The following is an 18,670-nucleotide window of genomic DNA, read 5'->3' as shown; positions in this document are numbered from 1 at the left end:
CGGCTCGCGCCGCGGAGTACTGGATGCCCCGCCTTCGCGAGGGCATGACGGCGGAATAGGAGGCTGCGAAGCAGCCTTACTTCTGCTGCTGCGGCAGGAAGGTCGGTCCGACCGAGCGGATCGGCTTGTTCTCGTTCGTCGTGGTCGTGGTGTCCGCAGGCGGTGTTGCGGCCGGTGCAGTCGCTGTCGGCTCCGACGGTGGCGTCGCGCCCTTCTTGCCGCTCGTCGGCGCACCCTTGGTGAGCTGCCGCTGCTGCATCTTCTTGGCGCTTTCCTCGGTAACGATGATGTCACCCTGCTGCTGGACCGCCGCCTTGTCGTCGGCCGATTTCAGCGCATCCGCCCAGCTCTGGCCCGCGGCCTTGCACGAGCAGGATGGGTTGAACTCGCTGCGGAATTTGAAGGCGTTCGGAAGTGCGGTGTAGGGCTGGCCGTTGACCGAGACCGCCGCGTTCATGTCCTCGCCGGGATTGCGATAGGCGTAGAGCGCCGCGTCGGCCGCCGGGCACAGTGCCTTGCAGGTCTTCTCGTCATCGGGGAAACGCGCGGGCACGGTGGCAAACGAAACCGGGAAGTAGGCGCCGTCGCAGGTGCGGACGCACACCGTCCGATACGTGCCGGATTGCGGGCCGAGATCCGCGGGCGGCGCGCCGGGCGGAGGATTATTGGGATTGTTGCCGCCGCCGAACAGGTTGCTGAGGAAATTGCCGGGGCCTTGCGACTGCGCAGCGTTGGCATATTGCGGGCCGCAATTGTTCTGCGCGAGCGAGACCAGCACCGAGCGGCGCTGGTTGTCGCGGTCGGGGCTGTAGCTGCCTGGACCACCTGCACGCAGCCGCTCGAGGTTGGAGGTGATCTGGTCGAGGTTGGCCCGCATCTGCTGGATCTGGGTGTTGACCGGACCGCATTGCGCCGACTGGTTGTTGAACAGCGAGAAGAAGCCGGAACTGTCGCAGCCCATGCGCTTGGCTTGCGCGGTGACGCGGTCGAGCTCGGCCTGCTGGCGGGTTGCCGAATCCTGGTAACGGCGGATCTGATCGTCCTTGGCGGGATCGCCGCTTCCGCCGCGGTCGAGCGCGACAAGCTGGCCTTCCAGCCGCGAGCAGATCGGGTTCGCCCCAGGCGCGGCTTGCGCTGGCGGCGGCCCAGGGGGGCCTGCTTGTGCGAGGGCGTCAGTGCCGAAGGCGAGCGCGCTGATCAGCGCGGCGCCGGCAAGGATCGAACGGGAGCGAAAGAGAGAGAGAAATTCCGGCATATCCGCCATTCTAGCGATGTCACGGCCCCAAACATGGGGGCCGATGCGGCCCTCCAATACCCGCTTCTCGGGGCATCGTCACGTCGTTTCGGGCGCGAAGATCGGGCCTAAAGTCAGCCAGTTCCGAGCGAATTCAGCGCTGGCAGGTGATTGCGACATATTCGTCGCAATGGCCATGGGAGCAGTTTGCGCCGGATTTGGGGACGGAGCCGGTAATTTCGTCGGGATCGACCCGGCGATAGGACGAGGCCTGGGCAAAGTCGCGGGACTGACAATAGGAGCGCGCGACGTGCGCACCGCATTGGTCGCCCTTGGCCAGGCACTGGTCGACGCCGTAGCCGTCCGCCTGATTGGCGATGATGAAGACGCGGGTCTCCGCCGAGGCGCTCGAGGCGGCAACGATGAAGGCACAGCAAAGGAGTGCCGAAAAGGATCGCATGAAATGCACCGTGGCTTGGAAGGAACCGCCACCACATGAATAAACTCAAAAGGTTAAGGATGATTAACCCTGATGGCGGGACGCGGCCGCTTTGGGCAGGGAAAGCGGCTTTTTCGCGGCTCACTTGACGGCAGGCCCGCTTGTGGCCCATATGTTCCGCATGAACGGTCTCCTCGCCATTTGCATCATTTGCCGCGAGATTACGAGCTAGCGATTCGCTGGCTGGAGCCGTCTTTTCTCAAAACACATTGAGAGCACTGGACGCCCGGCCAACAGCCTTTGGGTATCCCTATGGAATTGCGCCTTTACGATACGCTGACGAAGGAAAAGCGCACATTCGTGCCGCTGAACCCTCGGGACGTCCGCATGTATGTCTGCGGACCGACCGTCTATGACTTCGCCCATATCGGCAATGCGCGGCCGGTGATCGTGTTCGACGTGCTGTTTCGGTTGCTCCGTCATCTCTATGGCGAGGCGCACGTCAAATATGTCCGCAACATCACCGACGTCGACGACAAGATCAACGATCGCGCCGCGCGGGATTTTCCGGGGCTTCCGCTCAACGAGGCGATCCGAAAGGTCACCGAGGAGACGGGCCGGCAGTTTCACGCCGACGTCGATGCGCTCGGCGCACTACGCCCGAGTGTCGAGCCGCGCGCGACCGAGCATGTCGGCGAGATGCGCGAGATCATCGAGAAGCTCGTCGCCGGCGGCTTTGCCTATGTTGCCGAGGACCACGTGCTGTTCTCGCCGCAGGCGATGAACGCGGCCAATTCCGAGCTGCCTCGCTATGGTGCGCTGTCCAATCGCTCGCTGGACGAGATGGTCGCCGGTGCCCGTGTCGATGTCGCGCCCTACAAGAGAGGCAATACCGATTTCGTGCTGTGGAAGCCGTCCAAGCCCGGCGAGCCGTCTTGGCCATCGCCGGCCGGCATCAAGGCAGAGGGGCGTCCGGGCTGGCACATCGAGTGCTCGGCCATGGCCTGGAAGCACCTCGGAACGCATTTCGACATTCACGGCGGCGGCATCGATCTCGTGTTTCCGCATCACGAGAACGAGGTCGCGCAGACCTGCTGCGCCTTCCATCAGTCGCGCATGGCGAACTACTGGATGCACAACGGCTTCCTCCAGGTCGAGAGCGAGAAGATGTCGAAGAGCCTCGGCAATTTCATCACCATCCGCGACCTGCTCGCAGATTGGCCGGGTGAGGTGCTGCGTCTGAACATGCTGAAGACGCATTATCGTTCGCCGATCGACTGGACCTTGAAGTCGCTGGAGGAGAGCGGCAAGACGCTCGACGACTGGTATCGTGTCGCAGCGGACGTTCCACCAGGCAAGCCGGCTGCGGCGGTGATCGAGCCGTTGCTGGACGACCTCAATACGCCCCAGACGATCGCGGCGCTGCATGGTCTGCGCAACACGTCCGATGCCGCCGGCTTGGCGGCGTCACTGCGGTTGCTCGGCTTCCTCTCCGAAAGCGCGGCGCAGTGGGAGGGACGGAAGCGGCAGGCAAGTGGCGTCGATGCGAGCGAGATCGACCGCTTGATCTCGGAGCGCACGGCAGCGCGTGCGCGGAAAGACTTCAAGGAATCCGACCGCATCCGTGACGAGCTCGCTGCCAAGGGCGTCGTGCTCAAGGACGGCAAGGATGCCGACGGCAAGCCGGTAACGACCTGGGAGCTCGCGTGATGGCCCGAGCTCTCCCCAAGCCCGCGCTGCGGCCATTCCTGCCCGCCGACGTCCCGGTCCTTGCCGCGATCTTCGCATCTGCCATCGAGGAGCTGACCGGCGACGACTACAGCGAGGCGCAGCAGGAAGCCTGGATGGCGGCGGCGGAGGACGACGAGTTCGGCCGCCAGCTTGCCTCCGATCTGACGCTGGTCGCAACGCTGGACGGCTCGCCCGTCGGTTTTGCCTCCCTGCGCGGTAGCGATCACATCCGCATGCTCTATGTGCATCCGGCTGTCAGCGGGCAGGGCATCGCGACCCTGCTGGTTGATGCGCTGGAGAAGCTTGCCGGCGGCCGTGGCGCCACGAGCCTGACGGTCGATGCCAGCGACACCGCGCAGGGCTTCTTCGCCAAGCACGGCTACACCGCCCAGCAGCGCAACAGCATCACCATCAACGACGAATGGCTCGCCAACACCACCATGAAGAAGACGCTCGGAGCGACCCAATGAGCAAGGAGCGCCTGTATCTGTTCGACACCACGCTGCGCGATGGCGCGCAAACCAATGGCGTCGACTTCACGCTGGCCGACAAGCAGGTCATCGCGCAGATGCTGGACGAGCTCGGCATCGACTATGTCGAGGGCGGCTATCCCGGCGCCAATCCGCAAGATACGGAATTCTTCGCCGAGAAGCCGAAGTTCTCGCACGCTCGCTTCACCGCGTTCGGTATGACGCGGCGGGCGGGGCGGTCGGTCTCCAACGATCCCGGCGTTGCAGCGCTGCTGGAGGCGAAGGCCGATGCGATCTGCTTCGTCGCAAAATCCTCCGCCTACCAGGTGCGCGTCGCGCTCGAGACCACGAAGGAGGAAAACCTCGCCTCGATCCGCGACAGCGTCAGCGCCGCGAAGAAGGCCGGCCGCGAGGTGATGCTCGATTGCGAGCATTTCTTCGACGGTTACAAGGAGGACGCGGACTTCGCGCTCGCCTGCGCGAAGGCAGCCTATGAGGCCGGCGCGCGCTGGGTGGTCTTGTGCGACACCAATGGCGGTACCATGCCGCATGAGGTCGAGACGATCGTCACGGAGGTCATCAAGCACATCCCAGGTGATCACGTCGGCATCCACGCCCATAACGACACCGAGCAGGCGGTGGCGAACTCGCTCGCGGCGGTACGTGCCGGCGCGCGGCAGATCCAGGGTACGCTCAACGGGCTTGGCGAGCGCTGCGGCAACGCCAACCTCTGTTCGCTGATCCCGACGCTGAAGCTGAAAGAAGAATTCTCCGACGTCTTCGAGATCAGCGTGACGGGTGAGAAGCTTGCGAGCCTCGTCAAGGTCTCGCGCACGCTCGACGACATGCTCAACCGCGCGCCGAACCGGCACGCGGCTTACGTCGGCGAGAGCGCCTTCGTCACCAAGACCGGCATCCACGCCTCCGCCGTGCTGAAGGATCCGCAGACTTATGAGCATGTGGCGCCGGAAGCCGTCGGCAACCATCGCAAGGTGCTGGTGTCCGATCAGGCGGGCCGCTCCAACGTCATCGCCGAGCTCGACCGCGCCGGCATCGCTTATGAGAAAAGCGACCCGAAACTGACGCGGCTGGTCGAGGAGCTGAAGGAGCGCGAGGCGCAAGGCTACGCTTATGAATCCGCCAACGCGTCGTTCGAGCTGCTGGCGCGGCGCACGCTCGGCAAGGTGCCGCATTATTTCGAGGTCGAGCAGTTCGACGTCAATGTCGAGCAACGCTACAACGCGCTCGGCGAGCGCGTCACCGTTGCGCTCGCCGTGGTGAAGGTCGACGTCGCCGGCGAGCACCTGATCTCGGCGGCGGAAGGCAACGGCCCCGTCAACGCACTCGACGTCGCCTTGCGCAAGGACCTCGGCAAGTACCAGAAGTACATCGAGGGCCTGAAGCTGATCGACTACCGCGTGCGTATCCTCAATGGCGGTACCGGCGCGGTCACGCGCGTTCTGATCGAGAGCGAGGACGAGAACGGTGACAGCTGGACCACGGTCGGCGTATCGCCCAACATCATCGATGCCTCGTTCCAGGCGCTGATGGATTCGGTGATCTACAAGCTCGTGAAGTCGGGCGCGCCGGCGTAGATCCGCAACGGTTGTCATACCCCGCGAAAGCGGGGTCAGTAGCTCTCGGGCGTCGCGGAATACTGGATCGCCCGGCCAAGCCGGGCGATGACAGCGGAGATGAGGGGGAACGCAGACATGATCGACCACATCTCCGTCGGCGTCAGCGATCTCGGTCGCTCCGCAAAATTCTACGAGGCCACGCTTGGCACACTCGGGCTCACGCGCCTGGTGACGCGGCCGGGGACCGTCGGCTTCGGCAAGGCCTATCCGGAATTCTGGATCAACTATCGCGCCGGCATGTCGCCCGTAGCACCGGGGAGCGGCGTCCACATCTGCCTGCGGGCGAAGACGACTACTGATGTCGACGCCTTTCATGCCGCAGCTCTTGCGGCGGGCGGTGCCTCCGACGGCGCGCCGGGCCTCCGCGCGCACGACCGCGTGCGCTACTACGCGGCCTTCGTTGCCGATCCTGACGGCAACCGCATCGAGGCGGTGACGTTTCCGAGCGAATGAATAGAGGCTAGAGCTTCCGAGCAACCTCGGGCGCGAGGTTCTTCTCCGCCTCGGCGACTTGCGCCGCGGCGGTCTTCAGCATCGGCATGATATCCTCGACGCGATCAGCCTTGAGGATGTCGATGTTGAGACCGGCGCGGATGAATTCCGTCTGGCGCATGTGCGACAAGAGCGAGAACAGCGGCTCCCAGAAATTGTCGATATTGGCGAGCAGCACAGGCTTGGCGTGACGGCCGAGCTGCTTCCAGGTGAGTTGCTCGACCAGCTCTTCGAGTGTGCCGACGCCTCCCGGCATCGCCACGAAGGCATCGGAGCGCTCGAACATCAGCCGCTTGCGCTCGTGCATGTCGGGCGTGACGACCATCTCCTGCACGCGGGTCAGCGCGTTCTCGCGCATCCGCAGGAAGTCAGGGATGATGCCGGTGACGGTGCCGCCGTGGTCGAGCACGGAGGTCGCGACTGCGCCCATCATGCCGACCGAGCCGCCGCCATAGACGAGGCGGACGTTGTTCTCGGCGAGCGCCTTGCCGAGCGCCTTGGCGCCTTCGATGAAACGGGGATTGGTTCCTGGGCCGGAGCCGCAATAGACACAGACGGTTTTGATAGTGCTCATTGAACCCATGATGCATTGCAGCGTAGGGGCGTCAAGTCCAATCGGTGATTCGCAACTCCCGGAAATCTACCGGTAAATCACGACAAACAATCGAGAATAGCCGTCCGGCGGGGTGCGCAGCCGGCTCGAAGCCTCTATATGACAGGCGAAACCGGTTAATCGCAAACGGGCTCGCATCCGGCGGGTCTTCCAAGGCTGTCTATGGCTCACCCTCATTCGTCCCCCGCAGGCGGCGATGTCCCTGATGCCGCCCGCAACTCCGCGGAGCGGGCGACCCTAGCCGGAACGCTGGCGCATCTGTGGCCCTATATCTGGCCGAGCGACCGCTTCGACCTGAAGATGCGCGTGGTCTGGTCGATGGTGCTGCTGCTCATCGCCAAGCTCATCACGCTATCGGTACCGTTCACCTTCAAGTGGGCGACCGACGCGCTGACCGGCGCGAACACGGCGCCCGTGGAAGCCTCCAACTGGCATCTCTGGGTGATCGCTTCGCCGCTGGTCCTCACCGCGAGCTACGGCGCAACCCGTATCCTGATGGCGGTGCTGACGCAGTGGCGCGACGGCATCTTCGCCCGCGTCGCCATGCACGCGGTGCGCAAGCTCGCCACCATCACCTTCATCCACATGCACGAATTGTCGCTGCGCTTTCACCTCGAGCGCAAGACCGGTGGGCTGACGCGCGTGCTGGAGCGCGGCCGCGAGGGCATCGAGGTCATCGTGCGCATGGTGATCCTCCAGCTCATCCCGACGATTGTCGAGGTGTCGCTGCTGATGGCCGTGCTGTTCTGGCAGTTCGACTGGCGCTACGTGGTCGCGACCCTGATCACCGTCGTGATCTACATGTACTACACCTACATCGCCACCGAGTGGCGGATCGGCATCCGCCGCAAGATGAACGATTCCGACACCGAGGCGAACACCAAGGCGATCGACTCACTGCTCAACTACGAGACCGTGAAATATTTCGGCGCCGAGGCGCGCGAGGCGCAGCGCTACGACCGTTCGGTCGAGCGCTACGAGGAGGCGAGCGTCAAGACCTATACCTCGCTCGCGGTGCTCAACACCGGCCAGGCCGTGATCTTCACGCTCGGGCTCACCGCGACCATGCTGATGTGCGCGATCGGCGTACGAAGCGGGCGCAACACGGTCGGCGATTTCGTGCTGGTCAACGCCATGATGATCCAGCTCTACCAGCCCCTGAACTTCATGGGCATGGTCTATCGCGAAATCAAGCAGGCGATCATCGACATTGAAAAGATGTTCAACGTGCTGTCGCGCGAGGCCGAGATCAAGGACGCTCCGGACGCCAAGCCACTGGTGGTGTCCGCAGGCTCGGTGCGCTTCGAGGACGTGCGCTTTGCCTATGAGACGGCGCGGCCGATCCTCAAAGGCATCAGCTTCGAGGTGCCGGCCGGCAAGACCGTCGCCATCGTCGGGCCATCTGGGGCCGGCAAATCGACGATCTCTCGGCTGCTGTTTCGCCTCTACGACGTCTCCGGCGGTAGGATCCTGATCGACGGGCAGGACATCCGCGACGTCACGCAGGGCTCGCTGCGCGCCTCCATCGGCATGGTGCCGCAGGACACCGTGCTGTTCAACGACACCATCCGCTACAACATCCGCTACGGCCGCTGGGACGCGAGCGATGCGGACGTCGAGCAGGCGGCACGCCTGGCGCAGATCGACAATTTCATCCGCATGGCGCCGAAGGGCTATGAGACCCAGGTCGGCGAGCGCGGCCTGAAGCTTTCCGGCGGCGAGAAACAGCGCGTGGCGATCGCGCGCACCGTGCTGAAGGCGCCGCCGATCCTGGTGCTGGACGAGGCGACCTCGGCGCTCGACAGCCACACCGAGCACGAGATCCAGGGCGCGCTCGACCGCGTCTCGAAGAATCGCACCTCGCTAGTGATCGCGCACCGGCTTTCGACCATCGTCGGCGCCGACGAGATCATCGTGCTCGACCAGGGCCGCATCGCGGAGCGGGGGACGCATGCCAGCCTGCTGGCGTTCGGCGGGCTCTATGCCGGCATGTGGAACAGGCAGCGCGAGGCGGAGGCCGCGCGCGAAAAGCTCGCCAAGATCGCCGAGTCCAGCGAGGCGCCGAACCGCGAGCCGCCGCCGGTCGATGACGTCCTCACGACGCCGGCGGCCGCCGAGTGACCTTGTCTACGGTCCCAACTCTGGCCTAAACCTCTCCCGCGCGCGAGGTGACCGCGCGCCATCAACCCCAGGCGGCAGATAGCGATGTCCATTCTCGATTCGATCCAACGGCAGATCCCGCCGATCCACAAGGAGGGCTATCCCTTCATCGGCATCTTCGCGCTGGCGAGCCTCTTCCTGTTCTGGCTCTGGTCGCCCCTGGGGTGGATCGGCACGCTGCTCACGGTGTGGTGCGCGCTGTTCTTCCGCGATCCTGTCAGGGTGACGCCGGTGCGCGAGGGGCTCGTGGTCTCGCCGGCCGACGGGCGGGTCTCGATGATCACGATGGCGCTGCCGCCGGCCGAGCTCGGGCTCGGCGATCGGCCGCTGCCGCGGGTCTCGATCTTCATGAGCGTATTCAACTGCCACGTGAATCGCGCCCCGATAGCGGGCCGGATCGACCGCATCGCCTACCGGCCCGGTCTGTTCATCAATGCCGAGCTCGACAAGGCGAGCGAGGACAATGAGCGCAACTCGCTGGTGATCTCCTCGGCGCAGGGGCGGATCGGCGTCGTCCAGATCGCGGGCCTCATCGCCAAGCGCATCGTCTGCTTCGTCAAGGAGGGCCAGTCGATCGGCGCCGGCGAGCGGTTCGGCCTGATCCGCTTCGGCTCGCGGCTCGACGTCTATCTGCCGCTCGGCACAAGGGCGCTGGTCTCCGAAGGTCAGACCGCGATCGCTGGCGAGACGGTTTTGGCCGATATCGTCGCTGACGACACCGGCCGGTCCTACCGCGCCAGTTAAACTTGCTGCGTGGCTAGACCCTCATGGTGAGGAGCGCGAAGCGCGTCTCGAACCATGAAGGCCCGGATTCAACCCGTGGTCATCCTTCGAGACGCCCGCCTTTGGCGGGCTCCTCAGGATGAGGGCGAGAGTGCTCATTGCGTAGCAGGATTAACTATTACATCGGCGAAAGGTCCCGCGAGCGCATTGGCGGGGGGCGGGGCGGCTTGCTATATCCCGGGGAAGCGAGGTCAAAGCCATGACGCCCTACGACTTCAAGAACCCTGACGTGCGCCGCCGGCGCTTCCGCCCGATCCCGGTGCGGATGCTGGTGCCTAACGTCATCACGCTCCTGGCGATCTGCGCCGGATTGACCTCGATCCGGCTCTCGATCGAAGGGCGGATGACCCTTGCCGTCTATGCGATCGTGTTCGCTGCGGCGCTCGACGGCATCGACGGCCGCATTGCGCGGCTGATCAAGGGCCAGTCGAAATTCGGCGCCGAGCTCGACAGCCTCGCCGACTTCGTCAATTTCGGCGTGGCGCCCGGCCTGATGCTGTATTTCTGGCAGCTGCATGAGCTGCGCAATGCGGGCTGGATCGCGGCCATGGTGTTCGCGATTTCCGGTGGCTTGCGGCTCGCGCGCTTCAACGCCACCATGGACGATCCCAACAAGCCGCCGTTTGCGTCGAACTATTTTACGGGCATCCCGGCGCCCGCCGGTGCGATCACGGTGCTGCTGCCGATCTACGCGGCGTTCCTGGATCTCGGGCGCTGGCCCGCGCCAGTGACGGCCGGCTACACGCTGTTGATCGCCTTCCTGATGGTGTCGCGGTTGCCGGTGTTCTCCGGCAAGACGGTGCGCATGCGCGTGCCGCCGGAGTTGGTGCTGCCGGTGTTCGTCGGCGTGGTCTTCTTCATCGCGCTCCTGATCAGCTATCCCTGGTACATCCTGCTGGCCGGCTCGGTGCTTTATCTCCTCGCCCTGCCGTTGGGCTGGAGGTCCTATCAGAGGCAGGCGCGCGCATTCGCCGCTGCGTCACCGGCGCCGGTCGGCGTCACGCCGCCCGGACCTGCGCCGGCTCTGTCGCCGAACCTGCCGGACCCCCCGCACGACGACCGGCCCGGGCGTCTGCACTGAAGCGCGATCTGATCACGCTTTAGGTTGTTGTTTGAGCATATCTCCGCGCAAACGCGTTCCGCGTTTGTCGCGAGGGAACACCGCTTCACACTTTGCGCTAACGCGGCCCTTCGGGTCCGGATCATGCTCTGAGCCGCAGGCACGGATATCTGCCATGAAGGCGCGCCCGTTGGGTTAACGTCCGATCTCGGCTATATCGCCTTGGGTCTGCGGCGCTTGCGAACAGCCGCGGCCAAAAGGGGAGAGAACGCCGTGACGACATCCGCAACCGGGCCGCTGCCTGCATCCGTCCTCGCAGCGCTTGGCCGCTACGACACGCCGACGATCTGCAACGCCATGGAGATCGTGGCGCCCGAGCGGCGGCTCATCGGCTTCACCACCAAGCCGCTGGTCTGCCCATTTCCCGATCTGCCGCCGATGGTCGGCTACGCGCGCACGGTCGCGATCCGCTCGGTGCTGAAATCCTCGCTTCCTGCAGAAGAGCAGGCCAAGCGCCGCATCGAATACTACGAATATGTCGGCACCGGCCACGGGCCGCGCATCTCCGTGATCCAGGACATCGACGGCCCCGACGTCGGCTACGGGGCGTTCTGGGGCGAGGTGCAGAGCAACGTGCACAAGGCGCTCGGCTGCCTCGGTGTCGTCACCGACGGCTCGATCCGCGACATCCCGCAATGGGCACCTAGCTTCCAGGCGCTCGCCGGCTCGATCGGCCCGTCGCATGCTTGGGTGCATGCCGAAAGCTTCGGCGGCGAGGTGAGGGTCGCCGGCATGACCGTGAAGTCGGATGACCTGATCCACGCCGACAGACACGGCGCAATCGTGATCCCGCTCGACGTCGCCGCAAAACTCCCCGAGGCCGCCGAGCTCTGTGGCCGCCGCGAGACCCCGATCCTCGAGATCGCGCGCAGCCCTGACTTCTCGCTGGAGAAGCTGAAGGCCGCGTTGCAGCGGTCGGCGGAGATCCATTAGCAGTGTGGATCGAAATTTGGGGTATCGGGCGAAGAGGCGATCATGAAAGCGTTCGTTATCGCGACCGAGACTCTCAAAGACGAGGCCATGTTCGCCGAATATCGACGGGCCGTTGCAGAAACGCTAAAGGCTTTCGGAGGTAAATTCGTCGTGCGGGGCGGCAATCTCCAACTGGTGGAAGGGGAATGGCCGCACCCGCGTCTGGTGATTATCGAATTCCCGTCGCGAGAGGCTGCTGAGGGCTGGTACAGATCGCCAGCGTATCAGAAGATCATTGGACTTCGACAAGGAAGCGCGGTCACAAACCTCGTCATTGTCGAGGGGCAGGTAGACTAGATCTCCTGTGAACACGCGAAGACGGGACTGCGCTCAGCCTGGAACTGACCAGCCTGTCGGCTCAACCGGCCGATTATGGTTAGCAGAGTGTTGAGATCGCTATCGTGGCGCGGCAATTCGCCCGCGCGATGAGCCCCGCGATGTAGCCGGATCGAGGCAGGCCACACTTAACCTTTACGCGTCTTTAATGGCAGCTCTTTAGGGTTCCTGCCACGCGGTTCGGGGTTGGGCCGCGCCGCCGGCCAGGACGGCCGGTGTGTGGCGTGCGGGTTGGAGTCTCCCATGGATATCATGACGGGCGTTGGGCTCGTGGCCGGCCTCATCGTCATCTCGGTGATGATGATCATGGGTGGCGATCTCCACATGTTCATCTCCGAACATGCGATGATCATCATCTTCGGCGGCTCGGTCTCCGCGACCATGATCCGCTTTCCGCTCAGTGCGCTGATGCATGGCCTGCCGCTCGGCGCCAAGTTCGCCTTCACCATGAGCCGGCTGTCGGCCCACGATCTCGTCGACGAGCTGGCCCGCATCGCCGAGATCGCTCGCAAGCAGGGCCCGGTGGGCCTGGAAAAGGTCGAGACCGACGAGCCGTTCCTCGCCAAGGGCATCCGCTACGTCGCCGACGGCTACGACCTCGACTTCATCCGCGACAATCTCGAGCGCGATCGCGACAACTTCCTCATGCATCTCGACGAGGGCAGCAAGATCTACCGCGCCATCGGCGACTGCGCCCCGGCCTTCGGCATGATCGGCACCCTGATCGGCATGGTGCAGATGTTCGCCAACATGACCGACCCCTCCAAGCTCGGCCCGTTCATGGCGACCGCGCTGCTTGCGACGCTCTACGGCGCGCTGGTGGCGAACCTGTTCTGTCTGCCGATCGCCGACAAGCTGCACGGCAAGCTGCTCGACGAGGAAACCAACCGCACGCTGATCATCGATGGCATCCTGATGATCCGCGACTCCAAGAGCCCGACCCTGGTGCGCGAAATGCTGCTGGCTTACCTGCCGGAGAAGCATCGCCACGCCGAGGGCGAGCCGGTGCCGGCCTGATCAGCCACGCCGGGTTTAGGACATGGCCAAGAAGAAGCGCGGCGATGCACATGGAGGCGGTCACGGCTGGTTCGTGACTTTCGCCGACCTGATGGGCCTGATGATGAGCTTCTTCGTGATGCTCGTCGCGTTCTCCACCCAGGACGCCAACAAGCTCAAGATCGTCGCAGGCTCCATGCGCGACGCCTTCGGCATCCAGAGCGAGGCGCGCTATGCCGGCATCATCGAATCCGACGGCCTGCCCACGCGCCCCAAGCTGAAGAACGTCGACCACATCCAGCCCGAGGACGCGTCCAACACGCCGACCCCGGATCAGCAGGATCGCGACCGCACTTCGGGCGCGAAGATCAAGGTCGATCGTGACTTCGCGCTTGCCGCGGCCTCGCTCCGCCAGGCGCTTCAGGACCTGCCCGAGCTCACCGAGATGTCCAAGCACATCATGTTCGAGGAGACCAAGCAGGGCCTCAATCTCGAGATCGTCGACCAGGACGGCCGCTCGATGTTTGCGGACGGCTCCAAGGTGCCCTATGACCGCACCCGCCGCCTGATCGAGAAGCTGGCGGTGCCGCTCAAGGCGACGCCGCTGCGCGTTTCCATCGTCGGCCACACCGCTGCGGGCTTCGTGCCGAGCCGCAGCGACTACGGCGCCTTCGACCTCTCGGCTGATCGTGCCAATGCGGTGCGCCAGATCCTCGAGCGTGAAGGGCTGCCGCCCTCGCACATCTTCGCCGTCTCCGGCAAGGCAGACACCCAGCCGCTGTTTCCTGACGATCCGTCCCTGGCCGCCAATCGCCGCGTGACCATCACACTGATGCGCGAAGATCCGCCACTGCCCCCGAATCTGAAGCCCTAAATCCCTTGCGCTACGATTTTACCTGAGGCATGTGGTCGCGCGGCGATGAACGTGGCTGCTCCGTCACAGCATCCGCACGGGCGCCTGCTATGCTGGGGCGATTGACAGGCGCGCAGGAAGCGTCAAAAGGCGCCGGATCAATTCCAGGGAAAAAGCGTTTTCCACCCTCATGACGGCGAGCATCACCACGACCGACGGCCAGGAGGCGACGGCCACGTCAGGCTTTTGGGCCCTGACGCTCGGAAGTATCGGCGTTGTCTTCGGCGATATCGGCACCTCACCGCTCTACGCATTTCACGAGGCGGTCAGGGGGGCGGCCCATGGCGAGCCGGTCTCGCGGGTCATCGTGCTCGGCGTGCTCTCGCTGATCCTGTGGGCGCTCCTGATTGTCGTTACCGCCAAATATGTCCTGCTGTTGCTGCGCGCCGACAACAACGGCGAGGGCGGCACGCTTTCGCTGATGGCGCTCGGCCAGCGCGCGCTCGGGCGGCGAAGCTGGTTCCTGCTCGCGCTCGGCGTCGTCGGCGCCTCCATGTTCATCGGCGATTCCATGATCACGCCGGCGATCTCGGTGTTGTCGGCGGTCGATGGTCTGAAGCTCGCGACGCCTGCGTTCGAGCACTACGTCGTGCCGCTCACCGTCTTCATCCTCGTGGTGCTGTTTGCAGTCCAGAGCAAGGGCACCGCGCTGGTCGCTTCCGCCTTCGGGCCGGTGATGGTGGTATGGTTCACCTGCCTCGCGGTGATGGGCATCGTTCACATCGCCGACGATCCGTCGGTGCTGGCGGCGATCAATCCCTATTACGCGCTGCAATTCCTGCTGACGCACGGCACGATCGGGCTTGTGACCCTCGGCGCGGTATTTCTCGCGGTCACCGGTGGCGAGGCGCTCTACGCCGATCTCGGCCATTTCGGCCGCAAGCCGATCCAGTGGGCCTGGCTATTCTTCGTGCTGCCCGCGCTCCTGATCAACTATTTCGGACAGGGCGCACTGGTGCTGTCGGATCCCAGCGCGATCGAACATTCCTTCTATCGCATGGTGCCCGAGCATCTGGTGCTGCCGCTGGTCGGACTTGCGACCGCGGCGACCGTGATCGCGAGCCAGGCCGTGATCACCGGCGCCTATTCGCTGGTCTATCAGGCGGTACAGCTAGGCCTCTTGCCGCGCTTTGCGGTCCGCTACACCTCCGAGTCTCACGCGGGACAGATCTATCTGCCGCGCGTGAACCGGTTGCTGCTGATCGGTGTGATGCTGCTGGTGCTGTTGTTCCGCACCCCGGGCGGGCTCGCCTCGGCCTACGGCATCGCGGTCTCCACCACCATGGTGGCCGACGGCATCATGGGCTTCGTCGTGATCTGGAAGCTCTGGAACTGGCGCGCCGCAACTGCGGCAGCGGTGATCCTCCCCTTCGTCGTGGTCGACATGACCTTCTTTGGCGCCAATCTGCTCAAGCTGCTGGAAGGCGCCTGGGTGCCGCTGTTGTTCGGCGCCTGCATGGCCGCAACGATTTGGACGTGGCGGCGGGGAACGGGAATTCTGCTTCAGAAAACCCGCCGCATCGAGGTACCGCTGGACGACCTGATCCGGAGCCTGGAGAAGCGGCCGCCACACATCGTCAAGGGCACCGCGGTGTTCCTCACCAGCGATCCCGCCTTCGTGCCGACCGCGCTGCTGCACAATCTCAAGCACAACAAGGTGCTGCACGAGCACAACGTGATCCTGACGATCGAGACCGCGCACACCCCGCGGGTCGACCTTTCGGAGCGGTTCCGGATGGAGAAGATCAGCGACAAGTTCTCCAAGGTGCGACTACGCTTTGGCTTCATGGAACAGCCGAACGTGCCCAAGGCGTTGGCGATTGCGCGTAAGCAGGGCTGGCAGTTCGACATCATGTCGACGTCGTTCTTCGTGTCGCGCCGGTCGCTGAAGGCCTCGGCGCAATCGGGGATGCCGCTGTGGCAGGACCACATGTTCATCGCGCTCAGCCGGTCCGCCAACGACGCCACCGATTACTTCCAGATTCCGACTGGACGGGTGGTTGAAGTCGGTACCCAAGTCACTATCTGAGCGAAATTGGCGGACTTATGCGATTTTTGCATGGCAAAGCCCCAAAATCGCGCTAGGCTATGCCGGTAGCGCAGGACTATAAGCCGCGCGCTCTCTTCCGCCATTGTGCAGTGAAGCATTTCTAGAGGCCAACAGTCTCTCCCATGACCAGTGAAGTCGCAGTTCCCGCCCCGGAAACGGTGGCGGCCAATGGGCATGGCGAAGCCCACACCACGGCAGGTTTCGGCGCCCTGACGCTCGGCAGCATCGGCGTCGTCTATGGCGATATCGGCACCAGCCCGCTCTACGCGTTCCGCGAGGCGGTGACGGCGGCATCCGGGGCGGAGGGCGCGCCGACGATCGCGGCCGTGCTGGGGGTGGTCTCGCTGATCCTGTGGGCGCTCGTCGTCGTGGTGACGCTGAAATACGTCGTGATCCTGCTCCGCGCTGACAACAACGGCGAGGGCGGCACGCTCGCGTTGATGGCGCTGGCCCAGCGTGCGGTCGGCACCGGCGGGGCGACCATCGTCCTGCTCGGCATCATCTCCGGCGCGCTGTTCTACGGCGACGCGGTGATCACACCGGCGGTCTCCGTGCTGTCGGCCATCGAAGGCATGAAGGACGTCACGCTGACGTTCGAGCCTTACATCGTTCCGCTGACCGTGGTGATCCTGCTTTGCCTGTTCGCCGTGCAATCGCGCGGCACGGCGCGCGTCGCGGCATTCTTCGGTCCGGTGATGTGCGTTTGGTTTGCGGTCATCGCCGTGGCGGCGATTGGTCCAATCCTCCGGCAGCCGCAGGTGCTGTTCGCGCTGAACCCGCTCTACGCGGTGTCCTTCATGCTCCACCACGGCATCATCGGCTTCGTCACGTTGGGCGCGGTGTTCCTGGCGGTCACCGGCGCCGAGGCGCTCTATGCTGATCTCGGCCATTTCGGCAAGCGGCCGATCCAGACCGCCTGGCTGTTCATCGTGCTGCCGTCGCTGGCGCTGAATTATTTGGGGCAGGGCGCTCTCGTGCTGGATGATCCCGGCGCGATCGTGAGCCCGTTCTTCCAGTTGTTTCCGCAAGGGTGGCTCCGCGGCAGCATGGTCGTGCTTGCCACAATGGCGACCGTGATCGCGAGCCAGGCCGTCATCACCGGCGCCTACTCTCTGACGCGCCAGGCGATCCAGCTCGGGCTGCTGCCGCGATTTGAAATTCGCCATACATCTGAGGCCCATTCCGGGCAGATCTTCATCCCGCGCATCAACCAACTGCTGCTGGTCGCCGTGATCCTGATGGTGCTCTTGTTCCGTTCGTCCAGCGCGCTGGCGTCGGCCTACGGCATCGCCGTCACCGGTACGATGGTGGTCACCGGATTGATGGGCTTTGTCGTGATCTGGAAGGCCTGGAGGTGGTCGCCGCTTGCCGCCGCCGCGCTCATCGCACCGTTCCTGTGCCTCGACTTGACCTTCCTGGCGGCGAACCTGCTCAAGGTGTTCGAGGGAGGCTGGGTGCCGCTGGCGCTCGGCGCTCTCATGATCCTCCTGATGTACACGTGGCGGCGCGGCAGCCGGCTGCTGTTCGAGAAGTCGCGCAAGCTCGAGTTCCCGCTCGCCGACCTCGTGGCGATGCTGGAGAAGCGGCCGCCGCAGCGGGTGCCCGGAACGGCCGTGTTCCTCACGTCCGATCCGCTAAGCGCCCCGACCGCGCTCATGCATAGTCTGAAGCACTACAAAGTGCTGCATGAGAAGAATGTCATTCTTACCATCGAGACCGCGCAGACCCCGCGCATCGATCCGTCCGAGCGCGTCAAGCTGGAGCAGATCAGCCCGACCTTCTCCAAGGTGACGCTGAAGTTCGGCTTCATGGAATCGCCCAACGTGCCGAAGGCGCTGGCGATTGCCCGCAAGCTCGGCTGGCAGTTCGATATCATGTCGACCTCGTTCTTCCTGTCGCGCAGGGCGCTGAAGCCCGCCGCTCATTCCGGCATGCCGCGCTGGCAGGACCGCCTGTTCATCTCGCTGAGCCGCTCGGCGAACGATGCCACCGACTATTTCCAGATCCCGAGCGGTCGGGTGGTCGAGGTCGGAACGCAGGTGACGATCTAGCGCCGAGATGGCGCTCCGTCCGTGTCCACCGCTGTCATCGCCCGGCTTGCCGGGACCGGGCGATCCAGTATTCCAGAGACGGCGAGAGATACGGAGAGGTCGCGGCGTACTGGATTCCCTGCTTTCGCGCCTTTCGAGGGGAATGACACAGAATGAGTGGTGAGAGGTAAAGCAGGATCTTCGGGCACCCTGAAAGCCGCGCTTCAACGCCCTGCGATTTAGCTTTAACTTGCGCAAGGCAGCTCAAGCCTTTGTAGCGCTTGATTTTCGGTGCCCGAGAGGCGAGGTTGCCGCCCGCCGGGATCGCCCCGGCAAGCTGCTCGCGACGTTGGAGGATGATGTGGCACATCAAGTACAGGACCTGACCCCGGACGAGGTCTCCAAGGGTGTTGCGGAAGGCCGTTATCTGCTCGTCGATGTCCGTGAGCCCAACGAGGTTGCCGCGGAGGCCTATCCCTACGGCGTCGTCGTGCCGCTCTCGACCTTCGATCCAAAAGCGATTCCTGATCCGCAGGGCAAGGACGTCGTGTTCGCCTGCCGCTCCGGCAAGCGCTCGGTGACGGCGTCGCTCGCCGCGCAAACGGCGGGCCTTGCCTACGACAGGCATCTTGCGGGCGGCATACTCGGCTGGAAGGCCGCAGGACTCCCGACCAAGGTCGGTGGCTGATCCAGG

Annotated in this window: 17 protein-coding genes; 14 read left to right on the top strand and 3 right to left on the bottom strand. The window is 64.4% G+C overall.

Annotation, left to right across the window (positions count from 1 at the left end; genetic code table 11):
• Positions 1-76 precede the first annotated feature (76 nt).
• On the bottom strand, positions 77-1,264 hold the full coding sequence (locus tag SO180_RS11205) for a DUF2865 domain-containing protein (RefSeq protein ID WP_449378873.1): 1,188 nt from the start codon (positions 1,262-1,264) through the stop codon (positions 77-79).
• A gap of 124 nt (positions 1,265-1,388) precedes the next feature.
• The gene (locus SO180_RS11200; protein WP_449378872.1) at positions 1,389-1,694 is read right to left on the bottom strand and encodes a hypothetical protein; all 306 of its coding nucleotides are present in this window, start codon (positions 1,692-1,694) and stop codon (positions 1,389-1,391) included.
• A gap of 291 nt (positions 1,695-1,985) precedes the next feature.
• Here SO180_RS11200 and cysS point away from each other — a divergent pair, with 291 nt between their 5' ends.
• The 4 genes from cysS to SO180_RS11180 all read left to right on the top strand — a co-directional run bounded on the left by cysS (position 1,986) and on the right by SO180_RS11180 (position 5,964).
• Positions 1,986-3,383 (top strand): cysteine--tRNA ligase, encoded by a 1,398-nt coding sequence (gene cysS / locus SO180_RS11195; RefSeq protein ID WP_449378871.1) that lies wholly within the window; start codon positions 1,986-1,988, stop codon positions 3,381-3,383.
• A complete protein-coding gene (locus SO180_RS11190; protein WP_449378870.1) occupies positions 3,383-3,874 on the top strand; it encodes a GNAT family N-acetyltransferase in 492 nt (163 codons plus the stop codon). The genes cysS and SO180_RS11190 overlap by 1 nt, the downstream gene beginning before the upstream one ends.
• A complete protein-coding gene (cimA, locus tag SO180_RS11185; protein ID WP_449378869.1) occupies positions 3,871-5,469 on the top strand; it encodes a citramalate synthase in 1,599 nt (532 codons plus the stop codon). The genes SO180_RS11190 and cimA overlap by 4 nt, the downstream gene beginning before the upstream one ends.
• Before the next feature lie 117 nt (positions 5,470-5,586).
• Positions 5,587-5,964 carry a VOC family protein gene (locus SO180_RS11180; RefSeq protein WP_449378868.1) on the top strand — a complete coding sequence of 126 codons (378 nt, stop codon included), beginning with the start codon at positions 5,587-5,589 and terminating at the stop codon, positions 5,962-5,964.
• 7 nt (positions 5,965-5,971) lie between these two features.
• Here SO180_RS11180 and SO180_RS11175 read toward each other — a convergent pair whose 3' ends face one another.
• A complete protein-coding gene (locus tag SO180_RS11175) occupies positions 5,972-6,577 on the bottom strand; it encodes an LOG family protein (RefSeq protein ID WP_449378867.1) in 606 nt (201 codons plus the stop codon).
• Positions 6,578-6,778: 201 nt separating this feature from the next.
• Here SO180_RS11175 and SO180_RS11170 point away from each other — a divergent pair, with 201 nt between their 5' ends.
• From SO180_RS11170 to SO180_RS11125, 10 genes are all read left to right on the top strand, one after another.
• Positions 6,779-8,737, top strand: coding sequence for an ABCB family ABC transporter ATP-binding protein/permease (locus SO180_RS11170; protein ID WP_449378866.1), 1,959 nt, complete (start codon positions 6,779-6,781; stop codon positions 8,735-8,737).
• A gap of 78 nt (positions 8,738-8,815) precedes the next feature.
• On the top strand, positions 8,816-9,520 hold the full coding sequence (locus tag SO180_RS11165) for a phosphatidylserine decarboxylase (RefSeq protein ID WP_449378903.1): 705 nt from the start codon (positions 8,816-8,818) through the stop codon (positions 9,518-9,520).
• Positions 9,521-9,758: 238 nt separating this feature from the next.
• Positions 9,759-10,640 carry a CDP-alcohol phosphatidyltransferase family protein gene (locus SO180_RS11160; RefSeq protein WP_449378865.1) on the top strand — a complete coding sequence of 294 codons (882 nt, stop codon included), beginning with the start codon at positions 9,759-9,761 and terminating at the stop codon, positions 10,638-10,640.
• Positions 10,641-10,892: 252 nt separating this feature from the next.
• A complete protein-coding gene (locus tag SO180_RS11155) occupies positions 10,893-11,612 on the top strand; it encodes an RraA family protein (RefSeq protein ID WP_449378864.1) in 720 nt (239 codons plus the stop codon).
• A gap of 42 nt (positions 11,613-11,654) precedes the next feature.
• Positions 11,655-11,948: a DUF1330 domain-containing protein gene (locus tag SO180_RS11150; RefSeq protein WP_449378863.1), complete on the top strand. Its 294-nt coding sequence runs from the start codon at positions 11,655-11,657 to the stop codon at positions 11,946-11,948.
• A 282-nt stretch (positions 11,949-12,230) separates the two neighbouring features.
• Entirely contained in the window at positions 12,231-13,004 is a 774-nt protein-coding gene (locus SO180_RS11145) for a motility protein A (RefSeq protein WP_449378862.1), read from the top strand.
• A 22-nt stretch (positions 13,005-13,026) separates the two neighbouring features.
• Positions 13,027-13,857 carry a flagellar motor protein MotB gene (locus tag SO180_RS11140; RefSeq protein WP_449378861.1) on the top strand — a complete coding sequence of 277 codons (831 nt, stop codon included), beginning with the start codon at positions 13,027-13,029 and terminating at the stop codon, positions 13,855-13,857.
• Positions 13,858-14,026: 169 nt separating this feature from the next.
• A complete protein-coding gene (locus tag SO180_RS11135; RefSeq protein WP_449378860.1) occupies positions 14,027-15,925 on the top strand; it encodes a potassium transporter Kup in 1,899 nt (632 codons plus the stop codon).
• A gap of 143 nt (positions 15,926-16,068) precedes the next feature.
• The gene (locus SO180_RS11130; protein WP_449378859.1) at positions 16,069-17,997 is read left to right on the top strand and encodes a potassium transporter Kup; all 1,929 of its coding nucleotides are present in this window, start codon (positions 16,069-16,071) and stop codon (positions 17,995-17,997) included.
• A gap of 340 nt (positions 17,998-18,337) precedes the next feature.
• A complete protein-coding gene (locus SO180_RS11125) occupies positions 18,338-18,664 on the top strand; it encodes a rhodanese-like domain-containing protein (RefSeq protein ID WP_449378858.1) in 327 nt (108 codons plus the stop codon).
• Positions 18,665-18,670: the final 6 nt, after the last annotated feature.

It is taken from the genome of Bradyrhizobium sp. UFLA05-112, from assembly GCF_053572325.1.
This window is presented reverse-complemented; position numbering and strand designations above follow the sequence as displayed.

What these genes read in the sequence shown, in the direction of transcription:
- SO180_RS11200 (WP_449378872.1), bottom strand. Translation starts at nt 1,694, where the DNA reads ATGCGATCCTTTTCGGCACTCCTTTGCTGTGCCTTCATCGTTGCCGCC.
- SO180_RS11180 (WP_449378868.1), top strand. Translation starts at nt 5,587, where the DNA reads ATGATCGACCACATCTCCGTCGGCGTCAGCGATCTCGGTCGCTCCGCA.
- SO180_RS11130 (WP_449378859.1), top strand. Translation starts at nt 16,069, where the DNA reads ATGACCAGTGAAGTCGCAGTTCCCGCCCCGGAAACGGTGGCGGCCAAT.
- SO180_RS11150 (WP_449378863.1), top strand. Translation starts at nt 11,655, where the DNA reads ATGAAAGCGTTCGTTATCGCGACCGAGACTCTCAAAGACGAGGCCATG.
- SO180_RS11145 (WP_449378862.1), top strand. Translation starts at nt 12,231, where the DNA reads ATGGATATCATGACGGGCGTTGGGCTCGTGGCCGGCCTCATCGTCATC.
- SO180_RS11190 (WP_449378870.1), top strand. Translation starts at nt 3,383, where the DNA reads ATGGCCCGAGCTCTCCCCAAGCCCGCGCTGCGGCCATTCCTGCCCGCC.
- SO180_RS11140 (WP_449378861.1), top strand. Translation starts at nt 13,027, where the DNA reads ATGGCCAAGAAGAAGCGCGGCGATGCACATGGAGGCGGTCACGGCTGG.
- SO180_RS11170 (WP_449378866.1), top strand. Translation starts at nt 6,779, where the DNA reads ATGGCTCACCCTCATTCGTCCCCCGCAGGCGGCGATGTCCCTGATGCC.
- SO180_RS11205 (WP_449378873.1), bottom strand. Translation starts at nt 1,264, where the DNA reads ATGGCGGATATGCCGGAATTTCTCTCTCTCTTTCGCTCCCGTTCGATC.
- SO180_RS11175 (WP_449378867.1), bottom strand. Translation starts at nt 6,577, where the DNA reads ATGAGCACTATCAAAACCGTCTGTGTCTATTGCGGCTCCGGCCCAGGA.
- cysS (WP_449378871.1), top strand. Translation starts at nt 1,986, where the DNA reads ATGGAATTGCGCCTTTACGATACGCTGACGAAGGAAAAGCGCACATTC.
- cimA (WP_449378869.1), top strand. Translation starts at nt 3,871, where the DNA reads ATGAGCAAGGAGCGCCTGTATCTGTTCGACACCACGCTGCGCGATGGC.
- SO180_RS11135 (WP_449378860.1), top strand. Translation starts at nt 14,027, where the DNA reads ATGACGGCGAGCATCACCACGACCGACGGCCAGGAGGCGACGGCCACG.
- SO180_RS11160 (WP_449378865.1), top strand. Translation starts at nt 9,759, where the DNA reads ATGACGCCCTACGACTTCAAGAACCCTGACGTGCGCCGCCGGCGCTTC.